Genomic DNA, 25,890 nt, shown 5'->3' with positions numbered 1-25,890 from the left:
GCTCACTTGCCCCGGTTGGGCGAAGAGATCGCGCGGTCGCTGTCCACTCCAATGAAATCGATGATTTCTAGCGCCTGCGGGCAATCCAGATATTCGCTGCGGTCGATCGCTGCCGCATTGCCGCGGATAGTGCCTTCCGCCTCGAAGATCTGCTTGAAGACGCGCCGGACCTTGTGGATATCTGCGCGCTCAATGCCGGCACGCGTCATGCCAACGACATTAAGGCCGCCGAGAATGCCGGGATTGCCATTCAGCATTCCATAGGGAATGACATCGTAATTGACCGCGGACAGTCCGCCGATGAAGGCCTGACGGCCAATGCGGGTGAACTGGTGAACAGCACAGCCGCCGCCGAGAATGGCGCGGTCCTCGATCGTCACATGGCCGGCCAGCATCACATTGTTGGACAGGATGATGTGGTCACCAAGGCGGCAATCATGCGCCACATGTGAGTTGGCAAGGAACAGATTGTCGTTACCGACGATCGTCTTGCCGCTGCCATCAGAGCTGCCGGCGTTCATGGTGACGCCTTCGCGCATGGTGCAGCGCTCGCCAATTTCAAGCGTGGTTTCAGAACCGTCGTGGCGAACCGCCTGCGGTGTGCCGCCGATGACCGCCATGGGGTGGACGACCGATCCACGGCCGATGACCGTCAGGCCGGATACAACGGCATGATTGTGCAGCCGGACATCATCATGCAGCGTGACTTTCCCGCCGACGTAGCTCAGCGCACCGATGACGACGTTTTCACCGATCACCGCACCGTCTTCGATCACGGCGGTGGGGTGAATTCTGGCCGAGGCGGCAATCGTGCTCATTGCTGGTCCTCGGGGATCATCATGGCGCCGACATCAGCCTCCGCCACCAGCGCACCATCCACCTTCGCCTCGCAATGGAATTTGAAGACATTACCGCGCTGGCGCTGCTTGACGACGTGAATTTCCAAACGATCGCCGGGGATCACGGGTTTGCGGAAACGGGCGTTGTCGATTGTCATGAAGTAGACCAGATGGCCGCCCTCACCTTGACTGCGGGCGCATATTGCACCTGCCGTCTGGGCCATGGCTTCGACGATCAGAACACCCGGCATGATCGGCCGGTCCGGGAAGTGGCCGGTGAAATGCGGTTCGTTGACCGTCACGTTCTTGATGCCGGTCGCCGAATTGTTACCGTCAATATCGATGATCTTGTCGATCAGCAAGAATGGGTAACGATGCGGCAGAAGCTTCATGACTTCCAGAATGTCAGCCGCGCCGAGCGTCGTCTTCGTTTCTTCAGTCATTGTTTTTCTCTCCTGTTTTTTTATCACGCCCTTCAGCGCGTGCCAGAATTTCGGCCATGTCGCGCAGGAAATATTTCATCGGTCGCGCAGGCGTTCCGCCATAACGGGCGCCTGCCGGCACGTCCGCCACAACACCGCTCATGGCAGCGATCTGCACGCCGTCGCCAATGTTGATATGGCCATTGATGCCTGCCGCACCACCAATCATCACACCGTCGCCGATACGGGTGCTGCCCGCAATGCCGACCTTGCTGACGATGCCGCAATGGCGGCCGATGCGAACGTTGTGGCCAATCTGGACCTGATTGTCGATCTTGGTGCCTTCGCCGATCACCGTGTCATCCATGGTGCCGCGATCGATCGTGGTGTTCGCGCCGATCTCGACATTGTCCTGGATGATGACACGGCCAATCTGGACGATCTTCAGCATGCCGCGTGGACCGGGGGCATAACCGAAACCGTCTTGCCCGATGCGCGCACCATTGTGGATAATCACATTATTACCGATGAGCGCGGCAAGAACGCTTGCGCCGCCTGCAATGGTGCAATCGCGTCCGATCTGTACATCCTGCCCGATGATGACACCCGGCCCGATCCGCGTACCAGCACCGATGTGGGCGCCGGCGCCGATCACTGCGAGCGCCTCGACAATGACGCCCGCTTCCAGCTTCGCGGAAGGATCGACATGCGCAGCATGAGAAATTTCGCTTTCCATCCGCGCGATCGGACCGGGACGCATCGCCGAGGGGTGCAGCAAGGCACCAACCTGGGCAAACAGCGTGTGTGGATTTTTCGATATCAGCGCGGGGATGTCGGACGGAAGCATGTCCACAAGGGCAGCGTCACAAATGACGGCGGCGGCTTCGCAGGTCTGCAGCTCATCGCGGTTCTTGCGCGAAAGGATATAGCAGAGCTGATCGGGTTTTGCCCGATAGACCGGAGAAACGGACCTGACAATCCGCTCTCCCGCCGCCCCATCAGACAGTTCCGCCCCAAAGCGGTCTGCGATGTCTTTCAATCGCAGTCCCTCGTGGGGCGGAAAAAACGCGTTGTATTCCATTAGCCGGAAACTCCAGAACGTTCAAAGTTGCAGTTCTGGACTGCCGATATCAGAAAGTGTTGGACATGCCAAACCGGAAACGCTGTTCCTCGTCGTAGTCTTCCTTGGCGATCGGAACCGCGTAGTCTACACGGATCGGACCGAAGGGCGACGCCCACATCACGCCAATACCGGCGGATGCGCGGATGGAATTGTCATCCTTTACACCGGCGCTGTTGGCCACCTTATTGCCGTAAAGCGTACCGGCATCGACGAAACCAGCAAGACGCAGACCGAAATCCTCGGGAACGCCAGGCATCGGAGCCGTGACTTCAGCAGAGGCGGCGAAATAGGTCGTGCCGCCGATGGAGTCGGAACCGATGCGCGGACCGATACCATCGTTCTTGAAGCCGCGCACCTGACGTCCGCCGAACTTGAACTGATCGAATACCAGCAGATTGTCGCCCGTCGGCATCACGTGACCGGCCTGACCGGTGAGCGAGCCGATGACGTCGTACTCATCCGACAGGGTATAGAAGAAGCGCGCCTTGGCGTAGATCTTGTAATATTCGGAATCGCCACCCAGACCGGCAAATTCGTTCGTCAAAGCAGCCTGCCAGCCTTCACGCGGCATGTTGCGGTCGTCGAGCGTATTGTAGTTCAGCGTGTTGGAGATGATGGACTGCGTCCAATCGCCACCGCGGATCAGGTCCTTATAAGGCGCCGCAAGGTTGCTACCGGTCTCCCAGTCACCCTCACCATCATAGTTGAGCTGCTTGTAGGTATACTTGAACGTCGTCGAGAGATCCTCGGTGATAGGCGCGGTCACGCGCAGCGAGAAGCCCTGCTCGTCGTAGTCGTAATAATCTTCGCTGCGGCTCTGGCTCTTGAACAGGTCGAAACCCGCAGCAAGGCGGTAGCCGAGGAAATAAGGCTCGGTAAAGGACAGCGTGTAGCTACGCGCATCGTCTTCACCCGCACCGGCAGCGAGACGGATATACTGACCGCGGCCGAGGAAGTTCTTTTCTTCGATGGAGGCTTCGAGCAGAACACCGTCGTTCTGCGAATAACCGGCGCCGATACCGAACGAACCGGTCGACTGATCTTCAACGTCAACCACGATCACGACGCGGTCAGGCGCGCTGCCGCCGGCGGTCGAGATATTGACCTTCGAGAAGTAACCCAGCGCTTCCAGACGACGCTTGGCAGCGGTGATAACCGTCTGGTTGAACGCATCGCCTTCAGAAATATCGAATTCGCGACGAATGACATAGTCACGCGTGCGGGTGTTGCCACGGATTTCGATACGCTCGACGTAAGCGCGCTCGCCCTGATCAACGATGTAGGTCACGCCAATGGTGTTGCCGGACATGTCGCGGTCGCCGCGCGGCGTTACACGGGCGAAAGGATAACCTTCACCGGCGACGCGCTTGGAAATCGCCTCCATGCTCTGCTGAACTTCCTTGGCGCTGTAGCTTGCGCCCTGGCGGGTCTCAACGAGGCCCTGAAGCTCCGAACCCTCAACACCCGGAACGGTCGATTCGACCGCGACGTTGCCGAAGTTGTAACGCTGACCTTCATCGACCGTGATGGTGATGTTGTATTCGTTTTTGGACTCATCAAGCACAGCCTCGGAACCAACGACCCGGAAGTCGGCGTAACCGCGGTTGTAATAGAACTGGCGCAGCGCCTCTTCGTCGGCGCGCAGCTTCTCCTCGTTGTAGACGTCCTTACGCGTCAGGAATGACAGCATGTTGGACTTCTTGGTATTGATGACAGCAGCCAGACGACCATCGCTGTAGGCATTGTTGCCCACGAAGTCGATGCGGCCGATCTTGGTACGCTCACCTTCATTGATGACGAAAGCGATGTTCACGCGACCCTGACCGACGGAAACCGTCTGGGTGGTGACTTCGACATCGCTGCGGCCGATAGCGGCATAGGCTTCCTTGATGCGGGCAATATCCGCCGTCACGATGGCCTGATTGAACGGGCCGAGCGACTGCGTCTGCACGATACCGGCGAGCTTGTCGTCCTTGATCTTGCGGTTGCCGTTGAAGACTACCTGGTTAACGAGCTGGTTCTCGTTGACGGTCACGACAAGCGTGCTGCCCGAAACGCGCATGGAAACATTCGAGAAATAACCGGTGGCGTAAAGACGCTTCACCGATTCATCGATGTCCGAATTGGAAAAGTTCTTGCCGGGCGCAATGGTGATGTTGGAACGAACCGAATCCGCACCCGATCTTTCGGCGCCGCGAACGTCGATTCTGCTGATGACGGCTGCCTGTGCAACGCCAGCAGAGGCAAGCACACCAAGGCCCGCAACCGAAGAAACACCGGCAGACAGAGCAACCGCCGACACAGCGTTCAAAAATCTTGAACCAGCCTTCATTTCAATTCTTACCTTTTTACGTTGTCCCTCAGCGGGCGGAACCCGACTCCGGCCATGTGCGTCGTTTTACCTGCTTTTCCCCTACAAGCAAGCGCGAACGTTAAATTCTGTTTACTTCGTGCTCCAGAGTGGCTCATTCGCCACTTTGGCATAAAAACAAGGTAAACAACCGACTAACAAAACCGTTAAAACACAATCCTCAGCCAATCAAGCTGCTGATATCATTCCATGTTGCAAAAACCATAAGACCCAAAATCATCGCCATGCCGATGCGGAAGGCAACCTCCTGCGCGCCCGCTTCCAGCGGCCTGCCGCGGACGGCCTCGATGGCGTAGAACACGAGATGTCCGCCGTCCAGAACCGGGACGGGCATCAGATTGAGGAGCCCGATCGATACCGACAAAACGGCTGCAAGTTGAATCACGGCGGAAATGCCAAGCGTCGCCATCTGGCCGGAAGCCTGCGCGACCCGCACCGGGCCGCCGAGCTGATCGGCATTCATGCGGCCGGTAACGAGATTGCCGATATAATTGAATGTGCCGGTGATGACGTGGCCTGTTTCGCGCACACCTTCCAGAAGCGCCTGCGACGGTGAATATTCGATGTGACGGAAATTACCGCTGGTCTGGTCGGTGACAATGCCGATAATACCCATTTCCAACTTGTTGCCGAACTGGTCGGTGGTTTCTGTCCGGGTCGGCACCATCGGCAGCTTGAGCTCCTCGCCTGCCCGCTCGACGGTGACCGTGATAGGCGTGCCGGGCCGGATGCCGACATAACGGCGGACATCTTCGAAGGTCACCACTTTTTCGCCATCAATCGCCACCAGACGGTCGCCGGGGCGCACGCCCGCAGCGGCGGCGGCACTGTTTTCACGCACCTCTGCAACGACGGGATCGGCGATCATCCGGCCGTAAATGCCGAAGAGTACTGCGAAGATGAGAATCGCGAGGATGAAGTTTGCGATCGGGCCCGCGGCGACGGTCGCCGCCCTTTTCCACAGTTTTGCACCGGAAAGCGTCTGCGCCCTCTCCTCCAGCGTCATATGGGACAGGCCCGAGCTGTCCGGCTTGCTCGCTGCGTCTTCATCGCCGAAGAATTTCACGTAGCCGCCCAGTGGTATGGCTGAGATCTTCCATCTCGTCCCGTGCTTGTCGGTGAAACCGAGCAGCTCGGGGCCGAAGCCGACGGAGAATGCCGTGGAACGGATGCCGCACCAGCGACCGACGAGATAATGCCCCATCTCGTGGACAAAAACGAGAAGGGAAAGCACCAGGATGAAGGGCACGATATAGCCGGTCAAAAAGCCGGTCGCCGCCATTACTGTGTTCATGACAATCTGCCCTTCATGTCGTGACCTTTCGTGCCGCTTAGAAACCCGGCAGCAGACCGCCGCCCGACCCGGGCACATCGCCGGTTGCCGCCGCGTGCACGAAAGCTATGAGGAATACCGTAAAGCAGGCGAAAACAAGACCGTCAACACGGTCCATGAAGCCACCATGGCCAGGAATGAGATGGCTTGAATCCTTGACCTGGAAACGCCGTTTCACGAAGGATTCGAAGAGATCGCCGATCTGGCTGAACACGGAAAGAAGGAGTGCAAGCCCCAGTACCAGAAAGCTGATGCGTCCGTGATAGGCCATGGAGACTGCCGCGCCGCCGATCACGGCCGCCGCCGCCCCGCCAATCGCGCCGGACCACGTCTTGCCGGGCGAAATAGAAGGCGCCAGCTTCGGCCCGCCGATGGCGCGACCGACGAAATAGGCAAGAATATCCGTTGACCAGACAACGGCGAAAATGAACAGGATGGATACAAAGCCCGTCAGTTCGTCACCGCGGATGGCCGCCAGTGATATACCGCTCAGACCCGCATAAAAAATGCCCCCCACCAGCCACCAGTTTTTGCCGCGCAATACCGGAAACAGCGCCGCTGTCAGCGTGAAGCCTGACAAAAGCGGCAGGTCGAGCGAGGATTCGCCGAAAATCGTGTTGCCGGCAATGACGGCGACGGAAAACCAGCCCCAGGCGTTCCCGGTCGGATTGCTCTCCGACATCCGGGTAATCGTCGACCACTCATAATAGATGAGAATCGCCAGAAGGCCTGCAACGATGCGGAACAGAATGCCGCCATACCAGGTTGCGGCCAGAATGACCGCGGCCATGACGATCGCGGAAACAATCCGCAGTCTGAGTTCTCGGCTCATCAGGCGCCTGCCACGGCAACCTGCTCGGTGAGTGCACCGAAGCGGCGGTCACGCGTTGCATATTGCTCGATTGCGGAGAAGAAGAGCTGCCGGTCGAAGTCCGGCCAATATTCCGGAATGAACAGGAACTCGGAATAGGCCGCCTGCCAGAGCAGGAAGTTCGACAGGCGTTCCTCGCCGCTGGTGCGGATGATCAGGTCAGGATCAGGAATCCCCGAGGTGTCGAGCCGGGCCGAAATCATCTCGGGGGTGATGGAAGCGGCGTCTAGCCTGCCTGCGGCAACATCAAGGGCGATTGACGCCGTCGCGCGAGCGATCTCGTCACGGCTGCCGTAGTTGAAGGCGATCACCAGCGTCAGCTTGGTGTTGTCGGCCGTCATCTGCTCAGCCTCTTCCAGAAGCGAGCGAATATCGTTCTTCAGCCCCTGCCGGTCACCGATGATCCGCACGCGGACGTTCTCGCGGTGCAGTTCGGCAAGGTCGCGGCGGATGAAAGCCTTCAAAAGCCCCATCAGGTCGCTTACCTCGGATTCGGGCCTGCGCCAGTTTTCCGACGAGAAGGCGAAGAGGGTGAGATAGCGTATGCCGCAGTCACCGGCCGCGCGCACGGTCTCGCGCACGGCCTCCACACCGCGGCGATGCCCCATCACGCGCGGGAGGCCGCGCTGCTTTGCCCAGCGGCCGTTGCCATCCATGATGATGGCGACGTGCTCGGGTATGGAGGAACGTGTCGTCGTCGGCATATCGATCCAGTAACAGGGCAGCGCGGAATTAAACGGAAAAGACAGGTCTATCGCAGGCGATATCAGACCTGCATGATTTCCTTTTCCTTCTCGGCAAGCAAGCGGTCAATTTCCGAAATCGTGTCGTCGGTCATTTTCTGCACCTTTTCCGACTGGCCACGGCTTTCGTCCTGACCGATGTCGCCATCCTTTTCGGCTTTTTTCAGACCGTCCATGCCATCACGACGGACATGGCGAATCGCCACCTTGGATTTTTCGGCATAGTCATGGGCGACCTTGACGAGCGACTTGCGGCGCTCTTCATTGAGTTCAGGCAACGGAATTCTGAGGTTCTGGCCGTCAACTATCGGGTTGAGGCCAAGGTTGGATTCGCGGATGGCACGGTCGACAGCGTTGACCATCGACTTGTCCCAGATGTTGACGCCGAGCATGCGCGGCTCGGGAACGGTGATGTTGGCCACCTGGTTGAGCGGCACACGCGAACCGTAGGCGTCGACGGTCACTGGGTCCAGAATGTTGGCCGACGCGCGGCCGGTGCGCAGCGACGCGATATCGCTCTTGAACGCATTGATGGCGCCATCCATACGGCGCTTGATATCGTTGAGGTCAACACCACTCATCTTGATACTCCATCTTGTCGGCCAGCGGCCGTATTCGCCCCAGGGGCGGCATCGTTTTGGATTATTTGTCGTGCACGATGGTCTTGCGGCCGCCGCCGGTCAATATCTGTGCAAAACCGCCCTTCTCATGGATCGAGAAAACAATGATCGGGATGTGGTTTTCGCGGGCAAGGGCGACAGCGGCGATATCCATGACCGCGAGCCCCTTGCCGAGCACTTCGCTATGGGTCAGCTCATCAAAGCGGGTTGCCGTCGGGTCCTTCTTTGGGTCAGCGGAATAGATGCCGTCCACCTGGGTTCCCTTGAAGATCGCCTCTGCGCCCATTTCGGCGGCGCGCAGTGCAGCAGCGGAATCGGTGGTGAAGAACGGGTTGCCCGTACCGCCGGCGAAAATCACCACGCGGCCCTGGGCCAGATGATGAAGGGCGGCACGCTGGGAGAAGCTCTCACAGATCTCGGGCATGGCGATTGCCGAAAGAACGACAGTGTCGATGCTGAGCTTGCGGAGCGAGGTGGCAAGGGCCAGCGCGTTGATGACGGTTGCCAGCATGCCCATATGGTCGCCGGTGACGCGGTCGCCGCCCTTGGATGCCACGGCCACGCCGCGAAAGATATTGCCGCCGCCGACGACAACGCCGACTTCAACGCCCATCGCCCTTGCCTCGGCGATATCGGAGGCAATGCGGTCGGCCACCGCCACATCGATACCGAAACCCTGATCACCCATGAGGGCTTCGCCGGAAGCCTTGAGAAGAACGCGTTTGTAGATCGGCTTGGAAGACATCATGACTCCTCGGAAATGTAACCGAAACGCGGATACACGAAGGGCACCGCGTTGTCACGCGATGCCCTCCCGTTTTCCCAAGATTGGGTAAATATAATCAGCCCTTGGCGACGGCTGCGACTTCAGCTGCGAAATCGCTTTCTTCCTTTTCGACGCCTTCGCCGAGCAGCAGGCGAACCATGCCGGTAACTTCGATGGAAGCGCCAGCTTCCTTCTCGGCTTCCTTGACGGCAGCGCCGACGGTCAGGTCGGGGTTGATGACGAAAGCCTGCGACAGAAGGGCGACTTCTTCGAAGAACTTGCGCATGCGGCCATCGACCATCTTTTCGATGATGGCTTCGGGCTTGCCGGATTCGCGGGCCTGTTCGATGAAGACGTTGCGCTCGCGCTCAGCAACGGCAGCGTCGACTTCTTCAGCACGGATGGCGAGCGGGTTGGTTGCAGCGATGTGCATGGCAACCTGGCGGCCGATGGAGTTGAGAACTGCCTTGTCGCCTTCCGACTTCAGCGCAACGAGAACGCCGAGCTTGCCGATGCCGTCGCCGGCAGCGTTGTGGATGTAGGTCGCGACAACGCCGTGCGGCACTTCCAGCGCAGCGGAACGACGCAGCGTCATGTTCTCGCCGATCGTTGCGATCGCGTCCTTGATGCTGTCGGAAACGGACTTGCCGGTTGCCGGATAGGTGGCAGCGGAAACAGCGTCAACGGTGCCATCGGTGGAGAGAGCAACCTGGGCGATGCCGCGGATGAGGTCCTGGAAAGCGTCGTTACGGGCAACGAAGTCGGTTTCCGAGTTCAGCTCGACAACGACAGCCTTGTGACCCATGGTGGCAACGCCGACCAGACCTTCGGCAGCCGTGCGGCCGGACTTCTTGTCGGCCTTCGCGATGCCCTTGGCGCGCAGCCAGTCGATCGCCGCTTCCATGTCGCCATTGGTTTCAGCAAGAGCCTTCTTGCAGTCCATCATGCCTGCGCCAGACTTTTCGCGCAGTTCCTTCACCATTGCGGCTGTGATTTCGGTCATTGTGTGCCTCTTATCGGTTCGATCGGTCAGCCGGCGGAATTTGCCGTGCCGAAGTTCTGGGTGATGACTGTACCCGGCCGCACACCCTTTGAAACCCTGAGGTTCCGACAAGGGGCATGCGCATTCCCAAGTGCTGCGGCGTCGCCAAACATCGAAATGATGGGTGCCGCTCTAGTGTGACAGCGTTATGAAGACTGCCTGCCGTTCCAACCACCTCGGACGCCTGTGGTTTCCAGAAACCGTGGCGGAGCGGTTAGAAACGAACAAGGCCGTCAACCCATTGAAGGTCTTTGACGGCCTTGTCATATCCTGGTCGAGGAGACGGCGATACGGGATCGCCGCCAGACAGGGCCTATATCAGGCGCCAGCCTCGTCTTCGAGAGCGGGCTCGATCGGAGCTTCTTCAGAAGCGCCGATGTCGCGGCCGGAAGCGCCCTGCTGACGGGCAATACCGTCGATGGCAGCGCGGGCGATCAGGTCGCAATAAAGCGAGATGGCGCGCGAAGCATCGTCGTTACCCGGGATCGGGTAGTCGATGTGATCCGGATCGCAGTTGCTGTCGATGATCGCAACGACCGGAATGCCAAGACGCTTGGCTTCTTCGATCGCGATCTTTTCCTTGTTGGTGTCGATGATGAACATCAGGTCCGGAACGCCGCCCATATCGCGGATACCGCCGAGAGCCTTTTCAAGCTTTTCGCGTTCGCGCTCAAGGTTCAGGCGTTCCTTCTTGGAGTAGCCAGAGCCTTCCGAGTTCAGGATCTCGTCAACCTTGCGCAGGCGCTGGATCGAGTTCGAGATGGTCTTCCAGTTGGTCATCATGCCGCCGAGCCAGCGGGAGTTGACGTAGTACTGGGCCGAACGCTTTGCGCTGTCGGCGATGATTTCGGACGCCTGGCGCTTGGTGCCAACGAACAGAACGCGGCCGCCACGGGCAACGGTGTCGGACACGACCTGAAGGGCGCGCGACAGCATCGGAACGGTCTGAGCCAGGTCGATGATGTGGATGTTGTTACGGTCGCCGAAGATGTACGGCTTCATCTTCGGGTTCCAGCGGTGCGTCTGGTGGCCGAAGTGAACACCAGCTTCCAGAAGCTGGCGCATAGAAAAATCGGGCAATGCCATGCCTTGTTACTCCTTTTCCGGTTTAACCCCCGCGAAGCGAACAGCGCCGATTTTCATCGACACCACCGGGCGGAACGGACCGGATTTCTCCCGGAACATCCCAAGCTTCGCGTGTGGAATGGTGAGCCGCATACAGTCGCCTGCTTAAAAATGCAAGCGATTATGCGAAAAAACCGCGCAAATGGCCCCGTTTCAGCGCACGGGCTTGTTTTCGCAGGTTTCGGGCTTGAGAATATCAAGCTTCGCAAGCTTTCCCGTCAGAACGAAATCACCGTAATCCATGGTGAGATCGCGGGTGATTCCGTTTTCATAAAGCTTGAACGACATGCGGTAGATCGGCAAAGCGTCGGTGCCGGTCTTGTCGTTGTAATAGGCGATGGTCACCGGCCAGAAGGCGGCCTTGGCGAAATCGCCCGCCTTGCCGGCATCCGCGTCCCCGTCCTTCGGTGTCTGCGCCTTGCCGACCAGCGTCGAGGTGATCAGGCTTTCATCACCATCATCCGACCCGTCGAAAATACGGGATTCGAAAATGCGCTTTCCCTGCTTCGCGTGCTCGATGACCTGAAACATGTGTTGTGTCGGGAATTCACTTGCGACCAGACTGACCTGGCGGGCATCCGGACGGGTCAGGTCGACCTTCACGCCATCGCTGCTGTCGGTTGCCGCCCCCTGCACTTCCTTGTCCAGCTTGTCATCGGTGTAGGACTTGGTCTCGAAGGTGAATTTTTTGGCGGCAATGTCTTCGAACGTCGTCGTCTGCTGATCCGTCATCCGCACGGCATCGCCCGTGTTGATCTGCGTTACGAAACGGAAATCCGTCTTGTAACCCTGGCAGGCGGAGCCGGTGAACTCATAGACCATGCGACCAGTCATGCCTTCGATGCCGGAGCGATCGGACGCATCCTTGAGTTCGAGGTCGTAGACGGCGCGATGTGCAATGAGATCGGGAACCGCGACGGGCAAGGCGCTGGCGGCGTTCGACAGGCCGGTCATAAGCCCTGTTGCGGCAACGAAACCAAGCGTCCTGACAAACATGCAATATCTCCTGTTGGACTCGCCGCTCATATTGTACAAGCAACCGCCCGGCTTTTGGATCAACATCTTCTGAATGCCGGATTCTTGAAGGATTTACAACAAAACCGGAGACGAAAATGTCGGACGTCATCGAAGGCCGCCTCAAGGAACTAGGCTTTACGCTTCCTGTTGCGGCAGCACCAGCCGCAAACTACGTTCCGTTCACCATCAGCGGCAATCTGCTTTATGTATCGGGTCAACTGCCGATGGAATCGGGCAAGATTGCGGTGACGGGCCTCGTTGGCCGCGATGTCGACGTGGCAGGCGCCCAGCGCGCAGCCGAACTTTGCGCCGTGAACATTCTCGCACAGGTCAAGGCCGCCTTGAATGGCGATCTGTCGAAAGTCCGCCGCGTCATCAAGCTGAACGGCTTTGTGGCTTCCGTTCCCGAGTTCGTTGAGCAACATCTCGTCATCAACGGTGCATCGAACCTCATCGCCAATGTTCTGGGCGAAGCCGGCAAACATGCCCGCGCCGCCGTCGGCATGGCCGCCCTGCCCTTCAATGCATCGGTCGAAATCGACGCCATCGTGGAAATCGACGTATGACACTGAAACTTTCCTGGCTGACGGCCCAGCCCGTCGCCCATCGCGGTTATCATGATCTCAACAAGGCGGTCTGGGAAAACACGCTCTCCGCCTTTTCCCGCGCCGTCGAGGCCGGTTTTGCGATCGAATGCGACGTTCAGCTAGCGGCAGACAGTGTGCCGGTGGTTTTCCATGATCACGACCTGGAAAGGCTGACCGGCATCAAGGGCGATGTGCGTGAACGCACCTCGGCGGAGCTGGCAATGCTTTCCGTCGGCCAAACCAAGGATCGCGTTCCGAGCCTCAAGCAGCTGCTGGCTCTCGTGGCCGGCAGGGTGCCGCTGGTTATTGAGCTGAAGGGCCGCGAGGGCGAAGGCGTCGATGACGGCTTTGCCGAAGCGGTGCTGGAAGACCTCGAGGGCTATAACGGCCACGTGGCGCTGATGAGCTTCGACCACCATCTGCTGAAGGACCTGAAGGCTGCGGGCTCGCCCTGGCCGCTCGGGCTGACGGCCGAAGGCGATAGGCCGGAGGACTTCTTCAGACATGACGACGCCATGCAGCTGGGGCTCGATTTCATCTCCTATCATTGGGGTCACCTGCCCAACAGCTTCATTGAAGCGCAAAGAAAACTCGGGCTTCCGGTGATTACCTGGACGGTCAGGGATGAAAATGCGCGCGAGACGACCTATAAATATGCGGACCAGATGACATTCGAAGGTTTCGACCCGAGAGAGAACCCGTCCACCACGGCATGACAGAAGATTATTCCATCAGCATTGCGCAGTCCTTCGCGGACATCGATCCGGAAAGCTGGAAACGGCTTTCCGGAACATCGCGCGATGCATCAGGAAAATCTTACAACCCGTTCATATCGCATGAATTCCTGTCTTCCATGGAAGACTCCGGCTCGGCCACCGCCAAGACTGGCTGGCTGGGGCACCACCTGCTGCTGGAAAACGCTGCAGGCACCCTTATTGGCGCCGTTCCTGCCTACCTGAAAAACCACAGCAAGGGCGAATACGTCTTCGATCACGGCTGGGCAGATGCCTTCGAGCGGGCTGGCGGGCATTATTATCCGAAATTGCAATGCTCAGTGCCCTTTACCCCGGCGACGGGCCCGCGGCTGCTGGTTGCCAACGGCGAAGATGTCGGACGATTCAAGCCGCTCCTTGCCTCCGGTCTTGCACAAGTGACCGAGAAGATCGGCGTTTCCTCGGCTCACGTCACGTTTCTGGAAGAGGATGACCTATCCGCTCTTCTGCCATGCGATTTCCTGCATCGTACGGACCAGCAATTCCATTTCATCAATGACGGTTATCGCGATCACAACGATTTCCTCGATGCGCTGTCATCACGCAAGCGCAAGGGGCTCAAGAAGGAACGCCGATCAGCGCTGGAACACGGCATCGAGATCGACTGGCTGACGGGGTCCGACCTGACGGAGGACATCTGGGACCAGTTTTTCGCCTTCTACATGGATACCGGCAGCCGTAAATGGGGCCGGCCCTATCTGACCCGGGAATTTTATTCGCTGATCGGCGAGCGAATGGCCGATGACGTGCTGCTGGTCATGGCGAAACGCGAGGGGCGCTATATTGCCGGTGCGATCAACTTTATCGGCTCGGACGCGCTTTACGGCCGGCACTGGGGCTGCATCGAGGATCATCCTTTTCTGCATTTCGAGGTCTGCTACCATCAGGCGATCGATTTCGCGCTGTCCAAGGGTTTGAAACGAGTGGAAGCCGGTGCGCAGGGCGAACACAAGCTGGCGCGCGGTTACGTGCCGGTCACCACCCATTCGGCGCATTTCATCGTCCACCCGGGCCTGCGCCGCGCCATTGCCGATTATCTTCAGCGGGAGCGCGAAGAGGTCGAGCATATCGGCGATTACCTTGATGAACACACGCCTTTCCGCAAGGGCGAAAGACAGGAACCGGACGCATAGTCCGACATACGGAGAGAGCAGAATGACGGCCAGCGCCTATGACGACAACAATATCTTCGCAAAAATCCTGCGCGGCGAAATTCCGAGCCATAAGCTTTACGAGGACGAGCATACTCTGGCCTTCATGGATGTGATGCCGCAGGCCCCGGGCCATCTGCTCGTCGTTCCCAAAACCGGCTCCCGCAACCTGCTCGACGCCGATCCCGAAGTGCTGGCGAAAACCATTCCGGTGGTGCAAAAACTCGCAGTCGCGGCAAAGGAAGCCTTCGATGCGGACGGCGTTTTCATCGCCCAGTTCAACGAACCGGCCGCTGGCCAGACCGTTTTCCACCTGCACTTCCACGTCATTCCACGCAAGGAAGGCGAGCCGCTGAAGCCGCACTCGGGCGTGATGGCCGATGGTGACGTGCTGAAGGCTCACGCAGAGAAGATAAAGGCGGCGCTCGCCTCGTGACGGGCGCCAAGACACCCGCGCGTTTGTCGCGGCCTCCGCACGCCGTTGTCACAGACCCGATCCCTCGGCTGGCGCGATCAAGTTCTCGATCGCGCTAGCTTTAAGGCGCAGAAGCGCCCTGGCTGCACGCGGCATCATTCTCTGGCCTGTTCGGGAACGCACACGGCGGCAATATTGTTTGCAGTCACGCCGGAGGGCGATAGGCATTCCTCTCCGGCCATGGCCAGCCTTCAAGCATCGTCGGATCCGGCCGGTAGATCTCTACCTGCAGCGGATAACAGGCCGCCGTATCGCTGGAATGCGTGGCGCTGCAATCCCCTCCCGGGCAGGCGGACAGCGCGCCGATGAGATCGATTTCCGCAAAGAACTCGAGATAATCGCCCGGACGCACCGGACTTGCCTTCATGAAATACTGGTGGGTGTCGCGGGTGAACCCCGTGCACATGAAGACGTTCAACACATCATGAACATGCGGCTCCGCCTGCCGGAACGAAAGGCCCTTGGCGGAAGCAAGCGCGTTCGTGAGGTTGGAGTGGCAACAATGATGATAATCGCCGCCGCTGAGCAGCTTGTTCGTGTAGGGATCGCAGCGCGTGCCGATCACGTCATGCACACCGCCGCCGTCCTCGTCCCAGCCATACCATGACAGCGTGTCATGGGTGATGGTCGCCATCGGCCGAAGGGATGGCAGGTTGCTCCACAACCGGTTGCCGACAGAAACATGGGTGGCATGCAGCGCGCGGGTCTTGCCGCTGAAAAACCGTTCATTCAGATCATGCGCATTCCAGAGGTTCAAATCCCCCACCTGCGGGCCTTCGATACTGACGATGCGGAAAAAATGGCCCTTCGGAACATTGAAGGTTCGGCCGTCACGCGGCGGCACGATAACCTCATCGATCTTTTCCATGCTCCCGCGTGCTTTTTCCAAAAGCGCAAGGTCGGGAGTCTCAAGTGTGCCGTTCGGGTAAACGACGACAGGCGAAATGGCGCGGCGCGCGGCGGCGTCTTCGGGTTCGGCAACAGGCATTCGGGGCATGAAATCCTCTGAGCAATGTAATGTCGGAGGGAAATTGCGGTACGAATGACCGGGTGACAAGATGGGTTCTTCTTGCGCTCAGACCAAGTTTTACTTACCCTTTTTTCTCATGATGTTGCCTCCGCTCGCCACTCTCCGCGCCTTCGAGGCGGCCGCCAGGAAAGGCAGTTTTGCCTTGGCCGCTCTTGAACTCGGCATGACGGCGACCGCCGTCAGCCAGCATATACGCAATCTCGAGGCATGGCTTGGTGTTGCACTCTTCGAACGGCATGCCAGGGGCGTAACACTGACGCCGGCCGGGAAGGATTTCGGGGGCACGGTTTCCTCAAGCCTCAGGCAGATCGCTTCCGGCGCAGAACGCATACGCGGCCGTCGCGATCGCATCACGGTCCGCCTCGCCAGCCTGCCTTCAGTCATTGCGCATTTTCTGACGCCGCGGCTTCCGCGTTTCCGGGCGATGCATCCCGATATTCAAGTGTCCATCAGCTATCTCGGCGCCAGGCAGGCCGTGCCGGCCGATCTCGCCATAGAGCACGGCGTGTCTGCCGGGCCAAATGCCGTGGCGCTTTTCAGCGCCGAGACGCGCCCCACCTGCGCTCCCGGTTACGCTGCCCAATTCGGTCCGTTCAGCGCGGTTGCCAGCCTGTTGCAGGCGGAATTGCTGCATGACGATAGCGAAATGGCCTGGCGGGCCTGGTTCGCCGCCGCCGGCACGGTCCCGCCGAATAGCACCGGCCCGATTTTCGCGGATTTCAATCTTCTCGTAACAGCGCTGAAGGCCGGCCAGGGCGTCGGTCTCTGTCCGACAGAACTTCTGCGCGACGAGATTGCGAAAGGCGAACTGACCGTTCTCTTCGAGCGCGCCGCCGACAAGGACAAATATTACTGGCTGGTGGAAACGGCGGAAATGAGTACATCGGCGAGGCTTCTGGCGAACTGGCTGTTGGCAGAAGCACGCGAAGCCGGGGCGACTATTCCGCCACCATGACCTGCCCGGCCGCCTCGGCCGTCCTTTCCATGCGCTCTTTTGCCGACAACCATTGGAGCAACCGGCCCGAGACAGCGCAGATGATGGCAAAAGCGACGAGACCGCCAAAAACATCCGAGAGGTGATGCCCGCCCTGCACGAGGACGGCCGGCAGCATCAACAGGTTAAGCGGCAGTATGACGAGCATCGCCCACCAGTGCCTTGGTGCGAACCAGACAGACATTGCCGCCATGAAGATGTGGAACGATGGAAAACCGATAAGTCCCAGGACGCTTTTAGGGGAAAGGTAGTCAACGCCCTGCGTCGAAAGACGGTTCAGTTCCTGCCCATACTCATTGCCCACCGCCAGAGGAATTGCCTGGGAGACCCATTGGGGCAGCGCCATATAGGCAGATGGTCCGAATGTCGGGAAAAATATCCAGAAAACAATGCTCGCAAAAGCGCCCAGCACCCCGGTGACGAGGAAATGATGCAGCAGCCGGTTCTTGCCCGTAAAGCCCAGAGTGAGGACAATCAATAGAAGCTGGGGAAGTGATGTCGCATAAACGAAGAACAGGATTGTCCCGATCCACGAATGCGTTGCCGCCCAGATGACAATGTCCTTCCAACTATAGCCAAATGCCGCGTCCACAGCGAAGAGCACATTATCGATCGTCGGGAACGCAATTGGCAGGAACATATAGTTGAAGATGGAGGCCGCGAGCGTGAAGAGGATAAAAAGCCCTCCCGACATGAGGGCGGCAGCTATACGGTAATCGCGCCCGCTTCTGCGATAGAATTGACCAAGAAGAAAGACGCCGGCACCCGCGAATACACACAGGAAGTACCCGGCATAATCCACGCTGATGCCCCTTGCTGCAATCAAGGCTGCATCAACGACAAATAATAAAGCGATAAAGCCAACGACGAAACGTTCCGCTGCAAATAATCGCATGGCGCTGGATCCCTGTTTTGATCGCGCAGTCTAAACAGGGAGTTTTAATACCAGGTTAGAAACCCAGCGCGAAAAGTCCGCCTGCCAGGAGCACGATCGGCACCGCGACGCCGACGATGACGCGTTGGCCGGCGGCCAGAAAGGCAATAAAGCCGAGTACTGCCGCACCGATACGCAGCCACATCGGCGAGGACTCAAGCGTTCCGGTCGGAAACACGATCAGCTTGGCGGTGACCGCCATGACGAGTGACGTGGCAACCGCCCTCACCCAATAAAGCGCCTCGGAATCCTCTTTCAACCGGTTACCGGCGAGAACACCGAGCCAGCGCCAGAGATCGGTCGCCAGCCAGCCTGCGATTGCGATGAAGAGATAGGGTGCCCACCAATGGTCGCTCATCATGGTTCACTCTCCGGTGAGGCCGGTTTCATCCTGCGGCGGAATATGAGGCGATCGATTGCATAAGCCACCGTGCCTCCACCGATACCGGCATAAAGGATGTCGAATTCGGGCGCGAGGACCGCAAAGGCCGGACCGGCGATGACGCCGATGACAAAGGCGACCTTGACGACGGAGTGGCGCGCGGAAGCCCAGATGGACGCGATGAAATAAACCGGCGTCAGGAAGAACAGGACACCAGCAACCAGCGGCGGAAACGCGGCGACGACACCGTAACACAGGCCAACGATGATGGCATTGACGACGGTGAGCGTGATGCCAAACCCGGCAAACCAGGCGGCGCGGGCCTCCCGCGGCACCTTTGAAAGGTTCTGTGTTGCAAAGACCCACGCCGTAATCGCAACGAAATGCGAAAGGAACAGCAAAATCCAGGTCGGCGTCTTCGCGCCGCGCATTTCGGGAACGATGGAGGCCACCATCGGCATCATACGTACCGATGACAATGTCACCGCCAGAAAACAGGCGGCAAGATTGGCGCCGCCGACCATGGAGCCGATCAGGATCATCTTGGCGGGCAATGCCCAGATGAACAGCGTCATGAACACGGCTTCACCGCGGGCTACGCCCGATTCCAGTGCAAAAGCGCTGAAACCGACGAAGGATGTCATGAGAATAAGGGACGGCAGCGAGAATATGCCCCGCATTCCCCTGAAAAACCAGCCGCGCAATGGGATGGTGTCGCTATCGGCATTTTGCATTGCGAACCCACTCGTGCATGTCGTCTGAAATGCCGTGGCATCGCGGCAACGTCATACAGACGGAGAAATGAAGACTTGCCGCCGATTCCATTAAAGAGCGGCACGCTTCATGCATAAAAATGCCGGGCTTTCGCCCGGCATCTGTTTATCGATCAAAGACCGCGGTCACTTCTTCTTCGGTACCTTCGGTACGGCGTTGGCCTTGCGCCGCGGCTTTTCGGCATCGTCGGACTTGTCAGCTTCGGCGACGAGGACATCCGCCTCTTCCTTCGCTTTAGCAGCCTTGGAAGATGTTTTCGCCTTTGCCTTGCCGGGGGACTTCGCCGCCTTGAGTTCGGCTTCCGGCTGCGGCTTGACGGGTGCGGTCTCCGGCAGAACCTCGAGTATGAGGCCATCGGCACCGTCATCCTTCTTGCCGACGGTGACACTGACGACGCCGCCCTTTTTCAGCTTGCCAAAGAGAATTTCATTGGCGAGCGGCTTCTTGATGTTCTCCTGGATCACACGAGACAGAGGACGGGCGCCCATCTTCTCGTCGTAACCCTTCTCCGCCAGCCAGGAGATCGCATCTTCATGCAGATCGAAGGTGACGTTGCGCTCGGAGAGCTGGGTTTCCAACTGCATGACGAACTTCTGCACGACCTTGTGGATAACGGCGGTCGGGAGCGGCGAGAACGGAATGATCGCGTCCAGACGGTTGCGGAACTCCGGCGTGAACAGGCGGTTGATCGCCTCTTCATCTTCACCAGTGCGGCGCGAAGAACCGAAACCGATGGCGGATTTCGCCATTTCGGAAGCGCCCGCATTGGTCGTCATGATGAGGATGACGTTGCGGAAGTCGATTTTCTTGCCGTTGTGGTCGGTCAGCGAGCCGTGGTCCATCACCTGCAACAGGATGTTGTAGATGTCAGGATGCGCCTTTTCGATTTCGTCCAGCAGCACCACGGAATGCGGATGCTGATCGACGCCATCGGTCAGAAGACCGCCCTGGTCGAAGCCGACATAGCCGGGAGGCGCACCAAGCAGGCGCGACACGGTATGACGTTCCATGTACTCCGACATATCGAAGCGCAGCATCTCGACGCCGAGCGAGGCGGCGAGCTGCTTGGCCACTTCCGTCTTGCCCACCCCTGTCGGGCCGGAGAAGACATAGGAGCCGATCGGCTTGTTCGGTTCGCGCAGACCGGCACGGGCCAACTTGATGGCCGTGGCAAGCGCCTCGATGGCGATGTCCTGCCCATAAACGACGGAGCGCAGTTCCTTCTCGAGGTTGGCGAGAACCATCTCGTCATCCTTGGACACCGTCTTCGCGGGAATACGGGCCATCGTCGCGATGGTCGCCTCGATTTCCCGTTCCGTGATCAGCTTCCGGCGCTTGGAAACAGGCAGCAGCATCTGCGCTGCACCGGTCTCGTCGATCACGTCGATCGCCTTGTCCGGCAGCTTGCGGTCCGAGATATAGCGGGCCGACAGCTCGACAGCAGCCTTGATCGCCTCATTGGAATATCTGAGGTGATGGTAATCCTCGAAATAGGGCTTCAGGCCCTTCATGATCGCAATCGCATCATCGATCGACGGCTCGTTGACATCGATTTTCTGGAAACGACGCACGAGCGCACGATCTTTCTCGAAGAACTGGCGATATTCCTTGTAGGTGGTCGAACCGATGCAGCGGATTGCACCCGACGAAAGCGCAGGCTTCAGCAGGTTAGACGCATCCATCGCGCCGCCGGAGGTCGCGCCCGCACCGATGACGGTGTGGATTTCATCGATGAACAGGACCGCGCCCGGGTACTCTTCGAGTTCCTTGACGACCTGCTTCAGACGCTCTTCGAAATCACCGCGATAACGGGTGCCCGCCAGCAGCGTGCCCATGTCGAGCGAAAAGATCGTGTCATTGGCGAGCGCCTCCGGCACCTTGCCTTCGACGATACGCTTGGCAAGCCCTTCAGCGATCGCCGTCTTGCCGACGCCCGGATCCCCCACATAAAGCGGGTTGTTCTTGGAGCGGCGGCAGAGGATCTGGATGGTGCGGTTTACCTCGTCGTGACGGCCGATCAACGGGTCGATCTTACCGTTTTTCGCCTTTTCATTGAGGTTGACGCAGTAGGCCTTCAAAGCATCCTGCTGCTTCTTGGCGGACGATCCGTCCTCCTCGGGATTGCTGCGGTTCGGCTTGTTTTCGCTTTCCGGTTCGTCAGCGCCACGCGGCGTGCGCGTCTGGGACGTGCCGGGGCGCTTGCCGATACCGTGAGAGATGTAGTTGACCGCATCGTAACGGGTCATTTCCTGTTCCTGCAGGAAATAGGCAGCATGGCTCTCGCGCTCGGCGAAAATCGCCACAAGCACGTTTGCGCCGGTCACTTCCTCGCGGCCGGATGACTGAACATGGATCACGGCGCGCTGGATGACGCGCTGGAAGCCGGATGTGGGTTTGGAATCCTCGTCGTAACCGGTGACGAGGTTGGTCAGTTCATTGTCGACGTAATCGCTGACAGTCTTGCGAAGGGCATCGAGATCGACGTTGCAGGCGCCCATGACGGCTGCGGCATCCGCGTCGTCGATCAGCGCCAGAAGTAGATGTTCGAGCGTCGCATATTCGTGGTGACGCTCATTTGCAAAGGTCAGTGCCTGGTGCAGCGCCTTCTCGAGACTCGGGGAAAAAGTTGGCACGTTGCGATCCTCATTTCTTTTCCATGACGCACTGCAGCGGATGCTGGTGCTGTCGGGCGAAATCCATGACCTGGCTTACTTTCGTCTCTGCGACCTCATATGTAAACACCCCGCATTCGCCTACGCCGTGCTGGTGCACGTGCAGCATGATGCGGGTTGCCGCTTCACGATCTTTCTGGAAAAACCGTTCCAGAATGTGAATGACGAATTCCATGGGAGTGTAGTCGTCATTCAGTAAAAGAACACGGTACAAATTCGGTCTTTTCGTCTTCGGCTTAACGCGGGTGATAACAGACGTTCCACGGTTGGTACCGCCCCCGTCTTCCCCTTCGCCCTCGCCCTGCATGTAGATCGGCTTAGCGATCATCTTTCATCATTCTCCAAACTGTTCTCAAACCGACAGCTGATTGCCAGGAGGGAGAACTTCGCCTCTCCATATTTAGGTCGTTAAGAAGCGATTTTAAGCCCCTTGCGCGACGGTGCAATCACTATTGCGTTTGCGAAGAGGCAAACCTCGCGAAAAGTGCGGGATATGAGAGGTAACCGAAGTCCGAGAAGACATACCCCGTCCGCATGGGCGCGCCTTCGCGCCAAATGCGGACGGCTGCGACAGGCGGCCGCTCTGCCGAATTCGGTTCGACGGCGCCGGTCTCACTCCTTGTCGTCGAGCATTTCGCGCACGGCGATGGCAAGCTGCTTCAATGAGAAGGGTTTGGGCAGGAAACCGAACTTGGCATCAGCCGGCAGGTTTTTCGCGAAGGCGTCCTCGGCATAACCTGAAACGAAGATGAATTTCAGGTCTGGATAGGATTTGCGCAGCTCTCTCAGCAGCGACGGGCCGTCCATCTCAGGCATCACGACGTCGGAAACGACGATATCCACCTTGCCTTCCAGTTCCTCCATCACCTCCAGCGCCTCTGTGCCTGAGCCTGCCTCGTGCACGGTGTAGCCGCGCGTTTCCAGCATGCGTTTGCCGCCACGCCGCACCGCCTCTTCGTCTTCCACCAGCAGCACGACGGCGGATTTGCCTGTGAGGTCCAGCGGCTCTTCCTTCACCGGCTCGGCCGCGGCGACCGGAGCAAGCGCCGCCTCGCCTGGCTGCTGTCCAGTGCCGGGAACCGCCTCCACCACGTGGCGCGGAAGGTAGATGCGGAAGGCCGTTCCCCTGCCCACTTCCGATTCGGGATAAATATAGCCGCCGGACTGTTTGACGATGCCGTAGACCATCGACAGCCCGAGGCCCGTGCCCTTGCCCACTTCCTTGGTGGTGAAGAACGGTTCGAAAATCTTGTCCATGATCTCCGGCGGGATGCCCGTGCCGTTATCGGCAACTTCCACCATCACCATGTCTTCGGCCGGGAATTCGGGACGGCCGAGCGCGGCGATCTCTTCTGCGTCGACGTTGCGTGTCCTGATGGTGATCTTGCCGCCATCGGGCATGGCGTCGCGTGCATTGACGCAGAGATTGATGAGCACCTGCTCGAACTGCGACAGGTCTGTTTTCACCGGCCACAGATCCCGGCCGTAATCGACCTCCAGCTTGACATTGGTGCCGGAAATCAGCCTGTCCACCAGCATGCGCAGGTCGCCGATCACATCCGTCAGGTTGAGGATTGCCGGGCGCATCGTCTGCTTGCGCGAGAATGCCAGAAGCTGGCGCACCAGTACGGCGGCGCGGTTGGCGTTTCGCTTGATCTCCATCAGATCGGCGAAGCTCGGATCGGCCGGACGCGCCTGCAAGAGCAGATGGTCGGACGACAGCAGGATGGCGGTCAACACGTTGTTGAAATCGTGGGCAATGCCGCCTGCGAGCGTGCCCACCGCGTTCATCTTCTGCGTCTGCGCCATCTGGGTTTCGAGCGCCTTCTGCTCGGTCACCTCTATCGCATAGACGATTGCCACCTCTTCCGGCGCCTCGTCGTCCTGGTCGATGACGGCATTGACGTAGAAACGGAAATGCCTGGTCTCGTCGCTCGGATGGCGGGAATCGAAGGGCGCGATATCGCCCTGACGGTCCTTGGCCTCGGCGAGCGCCTGTTCAAGGCGCGGCTTTTCATTGTCGTGAAGGACTGTCTCGAGTGCCACGCCGCGATCAATATCGTCGCGCCCGACAACGCCAGAGAACAGCTTGAGGAAAGGCGCATTGATGCGCAGGATGCGTCCATCGCCGTCAAGCGAGGCAATCGCCATCGGTGTATTGTTGAAAAAGCGCGTGAAGCGCATGGCGGAGGAAGATTCGGTATCCTCCTGCCCCTTGGGCCGCATCAGGACGATGGTACGGCTCTCACCCGGCGCGCCGTCCTTTGCGGTGACCTGGTGGACGAGGCGGGCCGGCATGCTCTGGCCGTTCACCCGGCGCATGTCGAGATCGAGGATTTCGGTGCGCTTTGCTGAACCCTGGGGCTGGACGGATTCGATCAGCGCCATGCCCTCGCCGGCGACGATGTCCGAGACCGTCATCGAGCCTGGCGAAAACTGTGCGAGATCGATGCCGAGCCATTCCGACAGAGTGGCGTTCAGATAAACGATCTCACCCTTGCGACCGGCGGAAAAGAAACCGGCCGGCGCGTGGTCGAGGTAATCGATGGCATTCTGCAATTCGCGGAAAAAGCGCTCCTGATCTTCGCGCTCTGGCGTGATATCGGCAATCTGGAAGACATGCAGCCCCTCGCCGCCCGAATCCTTCAGCACCCTGCCCTTCAGCCTGTACCAGTGTGGCCCCGCATTGGAATCCTCGCCCAGCGGTTTCAGCAGGCGAAATTCTTCGTAGCCGTCGCGGCCTTCGCGCAGCATGTTGATGAGACGGTAAAGAGCCTCCGTCGCTTCCCGGCTGCGCGACAGCAATGTTTCAAGACTCTGGATATCGCTCGCCTTGGTGGTGCCGCTCATCCTGCAATAGGTGGCGTTGGCATAAACCATATGCCCCTTGGCATCTGTTATCAGCGTACCATCGGGGTGGGCAGAGAGAAACCGGCGTGCAAGCCCATCCGATTGCGATTGCGGCATCACCTCAATGAAACCGATGATCGACGAAACCAGAAAGAAAATGCCCATCATGGCCAGCACACCAAGAATGCCGAGCACGATTTCGTTTTCGAGAGAATCTTTGAAATAGACAAAGGCGGCGGCAGCGGCGATCAGCACCAGCGCCAGCAGCAGAATGCGCAACACCGTGCCGGAACGGGCACGCCTGTCCACCAGCGGAAGGTCGTTGTCGCTTGTCTCGCGCACCCGTGTCATCTTGGCCTCGCAGTCGTGCAGGTCGTCATTCGAACAGTCCCGCACTCCGGACGGAATCGGGCAGCAGAATTTCTTGTAGCAACTCGCTCGACCCTCAAAAAGCTCCGCAGCGACACAAAGGCTTAAAACGCACAGCGAAAACGGCTTCAAAGCCGCATATCAGCCTCAAAAGACTAATGGCGCGTGCAGGTGAGTTCCCTCACCTGGCATTGGATCCGCGGCGCGGAGCACTCAATCCTGCCGTCACTGACGGTGCAGACCGAACATCCATCGGTAAAGTCCACACACGATGGGTTGTCCCGAACGAACTCATCCATCGTGAAAACCTTGTCTGGCGCCTTATCATCCGCCGCTGCCGAACAGGAAATCAACAGGGCGGCACTGCAGCGCCTCAGTACGGGTCCGACGAGACGGGATCGGAACATGGCAAGCGCTCCCTTCTATTGGAAGAATTGCAACTTTCGCTCTCGCCCAGCATTGAAGGACGAGATGTGGCGCTTTGGTGGCGCCGTTGCCATCGATAGGGCGATGCCCGTGCTGAAATGAATAAACCTTGTGTTGCGCCTAAAAAAATCGTCTTTTCGTGCTTGATGTTCACATTATAAGAACCACGGCAATATTAATTGCCCAAGAAATTAAAAAGCC

The 25,890-nt window shown here is 58.9% G+C and carries 25 protein-coding genes; 5 read left to right on the top strand and 20 right to left on the bottom strand.

The genetic code is table 11. The features are described 5' to 3' along the window. Nucleotides 1-2: 2 nt before the first annotated feature. From lpxA to FHW77_RS12515, 13 genes are all read right to left on the bottom strand, one after another. On the bottom strand, nt 3-818 hold the full coding sequence (gene lpxA / locus FHW77_RS12570; RefSeq protein WP_004441573.1) for an acyl-ACP--UDP-N-acetylglucosamine O-acyltransferase: 816 nt from the start codon (nt 816-818) through the stop codon (nt 3-5). Beyond that, nucleotides 815-1,282: a 3-hydroxyacyl-ACP dehydratase FabZ gene (gene fabZ / locus FHW77_RS12565; RefSeq protein WP_004441570.1), complete on the bottom strand. Its 468-nt coding sequence runs from the start codon at nt 1,280-1,282 to the stop codon at nt 815-817. The genes lpxA and fabZ overlap by 4 nt, the downstream gene beginning before the upstream one ends. Beyond that, on the bottom strand, nt 1,275-2,342 hold the full coding sequence (lpxD, locus tag FHW77_RS12560) for a UDP-3-O-(3-hydroxymyristoyl)glucosamine N-acyltransferase (RefSeq protein WP_004441568.1): 1,068 nt from the start codon (nt 2,340-2,342) through the stop codon (nt 1,275-1,277). Before lpxD ends, fabZ begins: the two co-directional genes overlap by 8 nt. Nucleotides 2,343-2,391: 49 nt before the next feature. Then, nucleotides 2,392-4,716: an outer membrane protein assembly factor BamA gene (gene bamA / locus FHW77_RS12555; RefSeq protein WP_182590500.1), complete on the bottom strand. Its 2,325-nt coding sequence runs from the start codon at nt 4,714-4,716 to the stop codon at nt 2,392-2,394. Nucleotides 4,717-4,915: 199 nt separating this feature from the next. Further along, nucleotides 4,916-6,037 (bottom strand): RIP metalloprotease RseP, encoded by a 1,122-nt coding sequence (gene rseP / locus FHW77_RS12550; RefSeq protein WP_161794434.1) that lies wholly within the window; start codon nt 6,035-6,037, stop codon nt 4,916-4,918. A gap of 49 nt (nt 6,038-6,086) precedes the next feature. Beyond that, complete coding sequence (locus FHW77_RS12545; protein ID WP_004441563.1) at nt 6,087-6,920, bottom strand: phosphatidate cytidylyltransferase; 834 nt, start codon at nt 6,918-6,920, stop codon at nt 6,087-6,089. After that, nucleotides 6,920-7,663 (bottom strand): isoprenyl transferase, encoded by a 744-nt coding sequence (locus FHW77_RS12540; RefSeq protein ID WP_004441561.1) that lies wholly within the window; start codon nt 7,661-7,663, stop codon nt 6,920-6,922. The genes FHW77_RS12545 and FHW77_RS12540 overlap by 1 nt, the downstream gene beginning before the upstream one ends. 62 nt (nt 7,664-7,725) lie before the next feature. Continuing rightward, on the bottom strand, nt 7,726-8,283 hold the full coding sequence (gene frr, locus FHW77_RS12535) for a ribosome recycling factor (RefSeq protein ID WP_004441558.1): 558 nt from the start codon (nt 8,281-8,283) through the stop codon (nt 7,726-7,728). A gap of 61 nt (nt 8,284-8,344) precedes the next feature. Continuing rightward, the gene (gene pyrH, locus FHW77_RS12530) at nt 8,345-9,067 is read right to left on the bottom strand and encodes a UMP kinase (protein WP_003502561.1); all 723 of its coding nucleotides are present in this window, start codon (nt 9,065-9,067) and stop codon (nt 8,345-8,347) included. A 97-nt stretch (nt 9,068-9,164) separates the two neighbouring features. After that, nucleotides 9,165-10,091 carry a translation elongation factor Ts gene (gene tsf, locus FHW77_RS12525; protein ID WP_004441554.1) on the bottom strand — a complete coding sequence of 309 codons (927 nt, stop codon included), beginning with the start codon at nt 10,089-10,091 and terminating at the stop codon, nt 9,165-9,167. 357 nt (nt 10,092-10,448) lie between these two features. After that, nucleotides 10,449-11,216: a 30S ribosomal protein S2 gene (rpsB, locus tag FHW77_RS12520; RefSeq protein WP_003502558.1), complete on the bottom strand. Its 768-nt coding sequence runs from the start codon at nt 11,214-11,216 to the stop codon at nt 10,449-10,451. 6 nt (nt 11,217-11,222) lie between these two features. After that, nucleotides 11,223-11,348 (bottom strand): hypothetical protein, encoded by a 126-nt coding sequence (locus tag FHW77_RS26710; protein ID WP_003512833.1) that lies wholly within the window; start codon nt 11,346-11,348, stop codon nt 11,223-11,225. 60 nt (nt 11,349-11,408) lie between these two features. Next, the gene (locus FHW77_RS12515; RefSeq protein WP_004441545.1) at nt 11,409-12,251 is read right to left on the bottom strand and encodes a cell envelope integrity EipB family protein; all 843 of its coding nucleotides are present in this window, start codon (nt 12,249-12,251) and stop codon (nt 11,409-11,411) included. Nucleotides 12,252-12,367: 116 nt separating this feature from the next. Between FHW77_RS12515 and FHW77_RS12510 the strand changes: the two genes are divergently transcribed. From FHW77_RS12510 to FHW77_RS12495, 4 genes are read left to right on the top strand one after another with little or no spacing between them, the layout of a single operon-like run. After that, nucleotides 12,368-12,838, top strand: a complete 471-nt coding sequence (locus FHW77_RS12510) for a RidA family protein (protein ID WP_004441543.1) — start codon at nt 12,368-12,370, stop codon at nt 12,836-12,838. After that, nucleotides 12,835-13,575: a glycerophosphodiester phosphodiesterase gene (locus FHW77_RS12505; protein ID WP_004441541.1), complete on the top strand. Its 741-nt coding sequence runs from the start codon at nt 12,835-12,837 to the stop codon at nt 13,573-13,575. The genes FHW77_RS12510 and FHW77_RS12505 overlap by 4 nt, the downstream gene beginning before the upstream one ends. Continuing rightward, the gene (locus FHW77_RS12500; RefSeq protein WP_004441539.1) at nt 13,572-14,765 is read left to right on the top strand and encodes a GNAT family N-acetyltransferase; all 1,194 of its coding nucleotides are present in this window, start codon (nt 13,572-13,574) and stop codon (nt 14,763-14,765) included. The genes FHW77_RS12505 and FHW77_RS12500 overlap by 4 nt, the downstream gene beginning before the upstream one ends. 22 nt (nt 14,766-14,787) lie before the next feature. Further along, the gene (locus FHW77_RS12495) at nt 14,788-15,219 is read left to right on the top strand and encodes an HIT family protein (RefSeq protein ID WP_004441536.1); all 432 of its coding nucleotides are present in this window, start codon (nt 14,788-14,790) and stop codon (nt 15,217-15,219) included. A gap of 184 nt (nt 15,220-15,403) precedes the next feature. On the opposite strand, the gene FHW77_RS12490 is transcribed toward FHW77_RS12495, so the two are convergent. Beyond that, nucleotides 15,404-16,246, bottom strand: coding sequence for an urea carboxylase-associated family protein (locus FHW77_RS12490; RefSeq protein WP_161794433.1), 843 nt, complete (start codon nt 16,244-16,246; stop codon nt 15,404-15,406). A 118-nt stretch (nt 16,247-16,364) separates the two neighbouring features. Here FHW77_RS12490 and FHW77_RS12485 point away from each other — a divergent pair, with 118 nt between their 5' ends. After that, nucleotides 16,365-17,243, top strand: coding sequence for a LysR family transcriptional regulator (locus tag FHW77_RS12485; RefSeq protein WP_004441528.1), 879 nt, complete (start codon nt 16,365-16,367; stop codon nt 17,241-17,243). On the opposite strand, the gene FHW77_RS12480 is transcribed toward FHW77_RS12485, so the two are convergent. The 6 genes from FHW77_RS12480 to cckA form a co-directional block, all read right to left on the bottom strand. Further along, nucleotides 17,227-18,177: a phosphatase PAP2 family protein gene (locus tag FHW77_RS12480; RefSeq protein ID WP_004441524.1), complete on the bottom strand. Its 951-nt coding sequence runs from the start codon at nt 18,175-18,177 to the stop codon at nt 17,227-17,229. The genes FHW77_RS12485 and FHW77_RS12480 overlap by 17 nt on opposite strands. A gap of 55 nt (nt 18,178-18,232) precedes the next feature. Continuing rightward, a complete protein-coding gene (locus tag FHW77_RS12475) occupies nt 18,233-18,577 on the bottom strand; it encodes an AzlD domain-containing protein (RefSeq protein ID WP_004441522.1) in 345 nt (114 codons plus the stop codon). Next, entirely contained in the window at nt 18,574-19,332 is a 759-nt protein-coding gene (locus FHW77_RS12470; RefSeq protein ID WP_004441519.1) for an AzlC family ABC transporter permease, read from the bottom strand. The genes FHW77_RS12475 and FHW77_RS12470 overlap by 4 nt, the downstream gene beginning before the upstream one ends. Before the next feature lie 165 nt (nt 19,333-19,497). Beyond that, nucleotides 19,498-22,005: an ATP-dependent Clp protease ATP-binding subunit ClpA gene (clpA, locus tag FHW77_RS12465; protein WP_004441518.1), complete on the bottom strand. Its 2,508-nt coding sequence runs from the start codon at nt 22,003-22,005 to the stop codon at nt 19,498-19,500. Nucleotides 22,006-22,015: 10 nt separating this feature from the next. Then, nucleotides 22,016-22,372 carry an ATP-dependent Clp protease adapter ClpS gene (gene clpS / locus FHW77_RS12460; protein ID WP_003502541.1) on the bottom strand — a complete coding sequence of 119 codons (357 nt, stop codon included), beginning with the start codon at nt 22,370-22,372 and terminating at the stop codon, nt 22,016-22,018. A 284-nt stretch (nt 22,373-22,656) separates the two neighbouring features. Then, nucleotides 22,657-25,245 carry a cell cycle histidine kinase CckA gene (gene cckA / locus FHW77_RS12455; RefSeq protein ID WP_004441511.1) on the bottom strand — a complete coding sequence of 863 codons (2,589 nt, stop codon included), beginning with the start codon at nt 25,243-25,245 and terminating at the stop codon, nt 22,657-22,659. Nucleotides 25,246-25,890: the final 645 nt, after the last annotated feature.

This window comes from Agrobacterium sp. RC10-4-1 (genome assembly GCF_014138475.1).
GTDB classification, from domain to species: Bacteria; Pseudomonadota; Alphaproteobacteria; order Rhizobiales; family Rhizobiaceae; genus Agrobacterium; species Agrobacterium pusense.
Note: the sequence above shows the minus strand (reverse complement) of the source record. Positions and strands in the feature narration are given on the sequence as shown.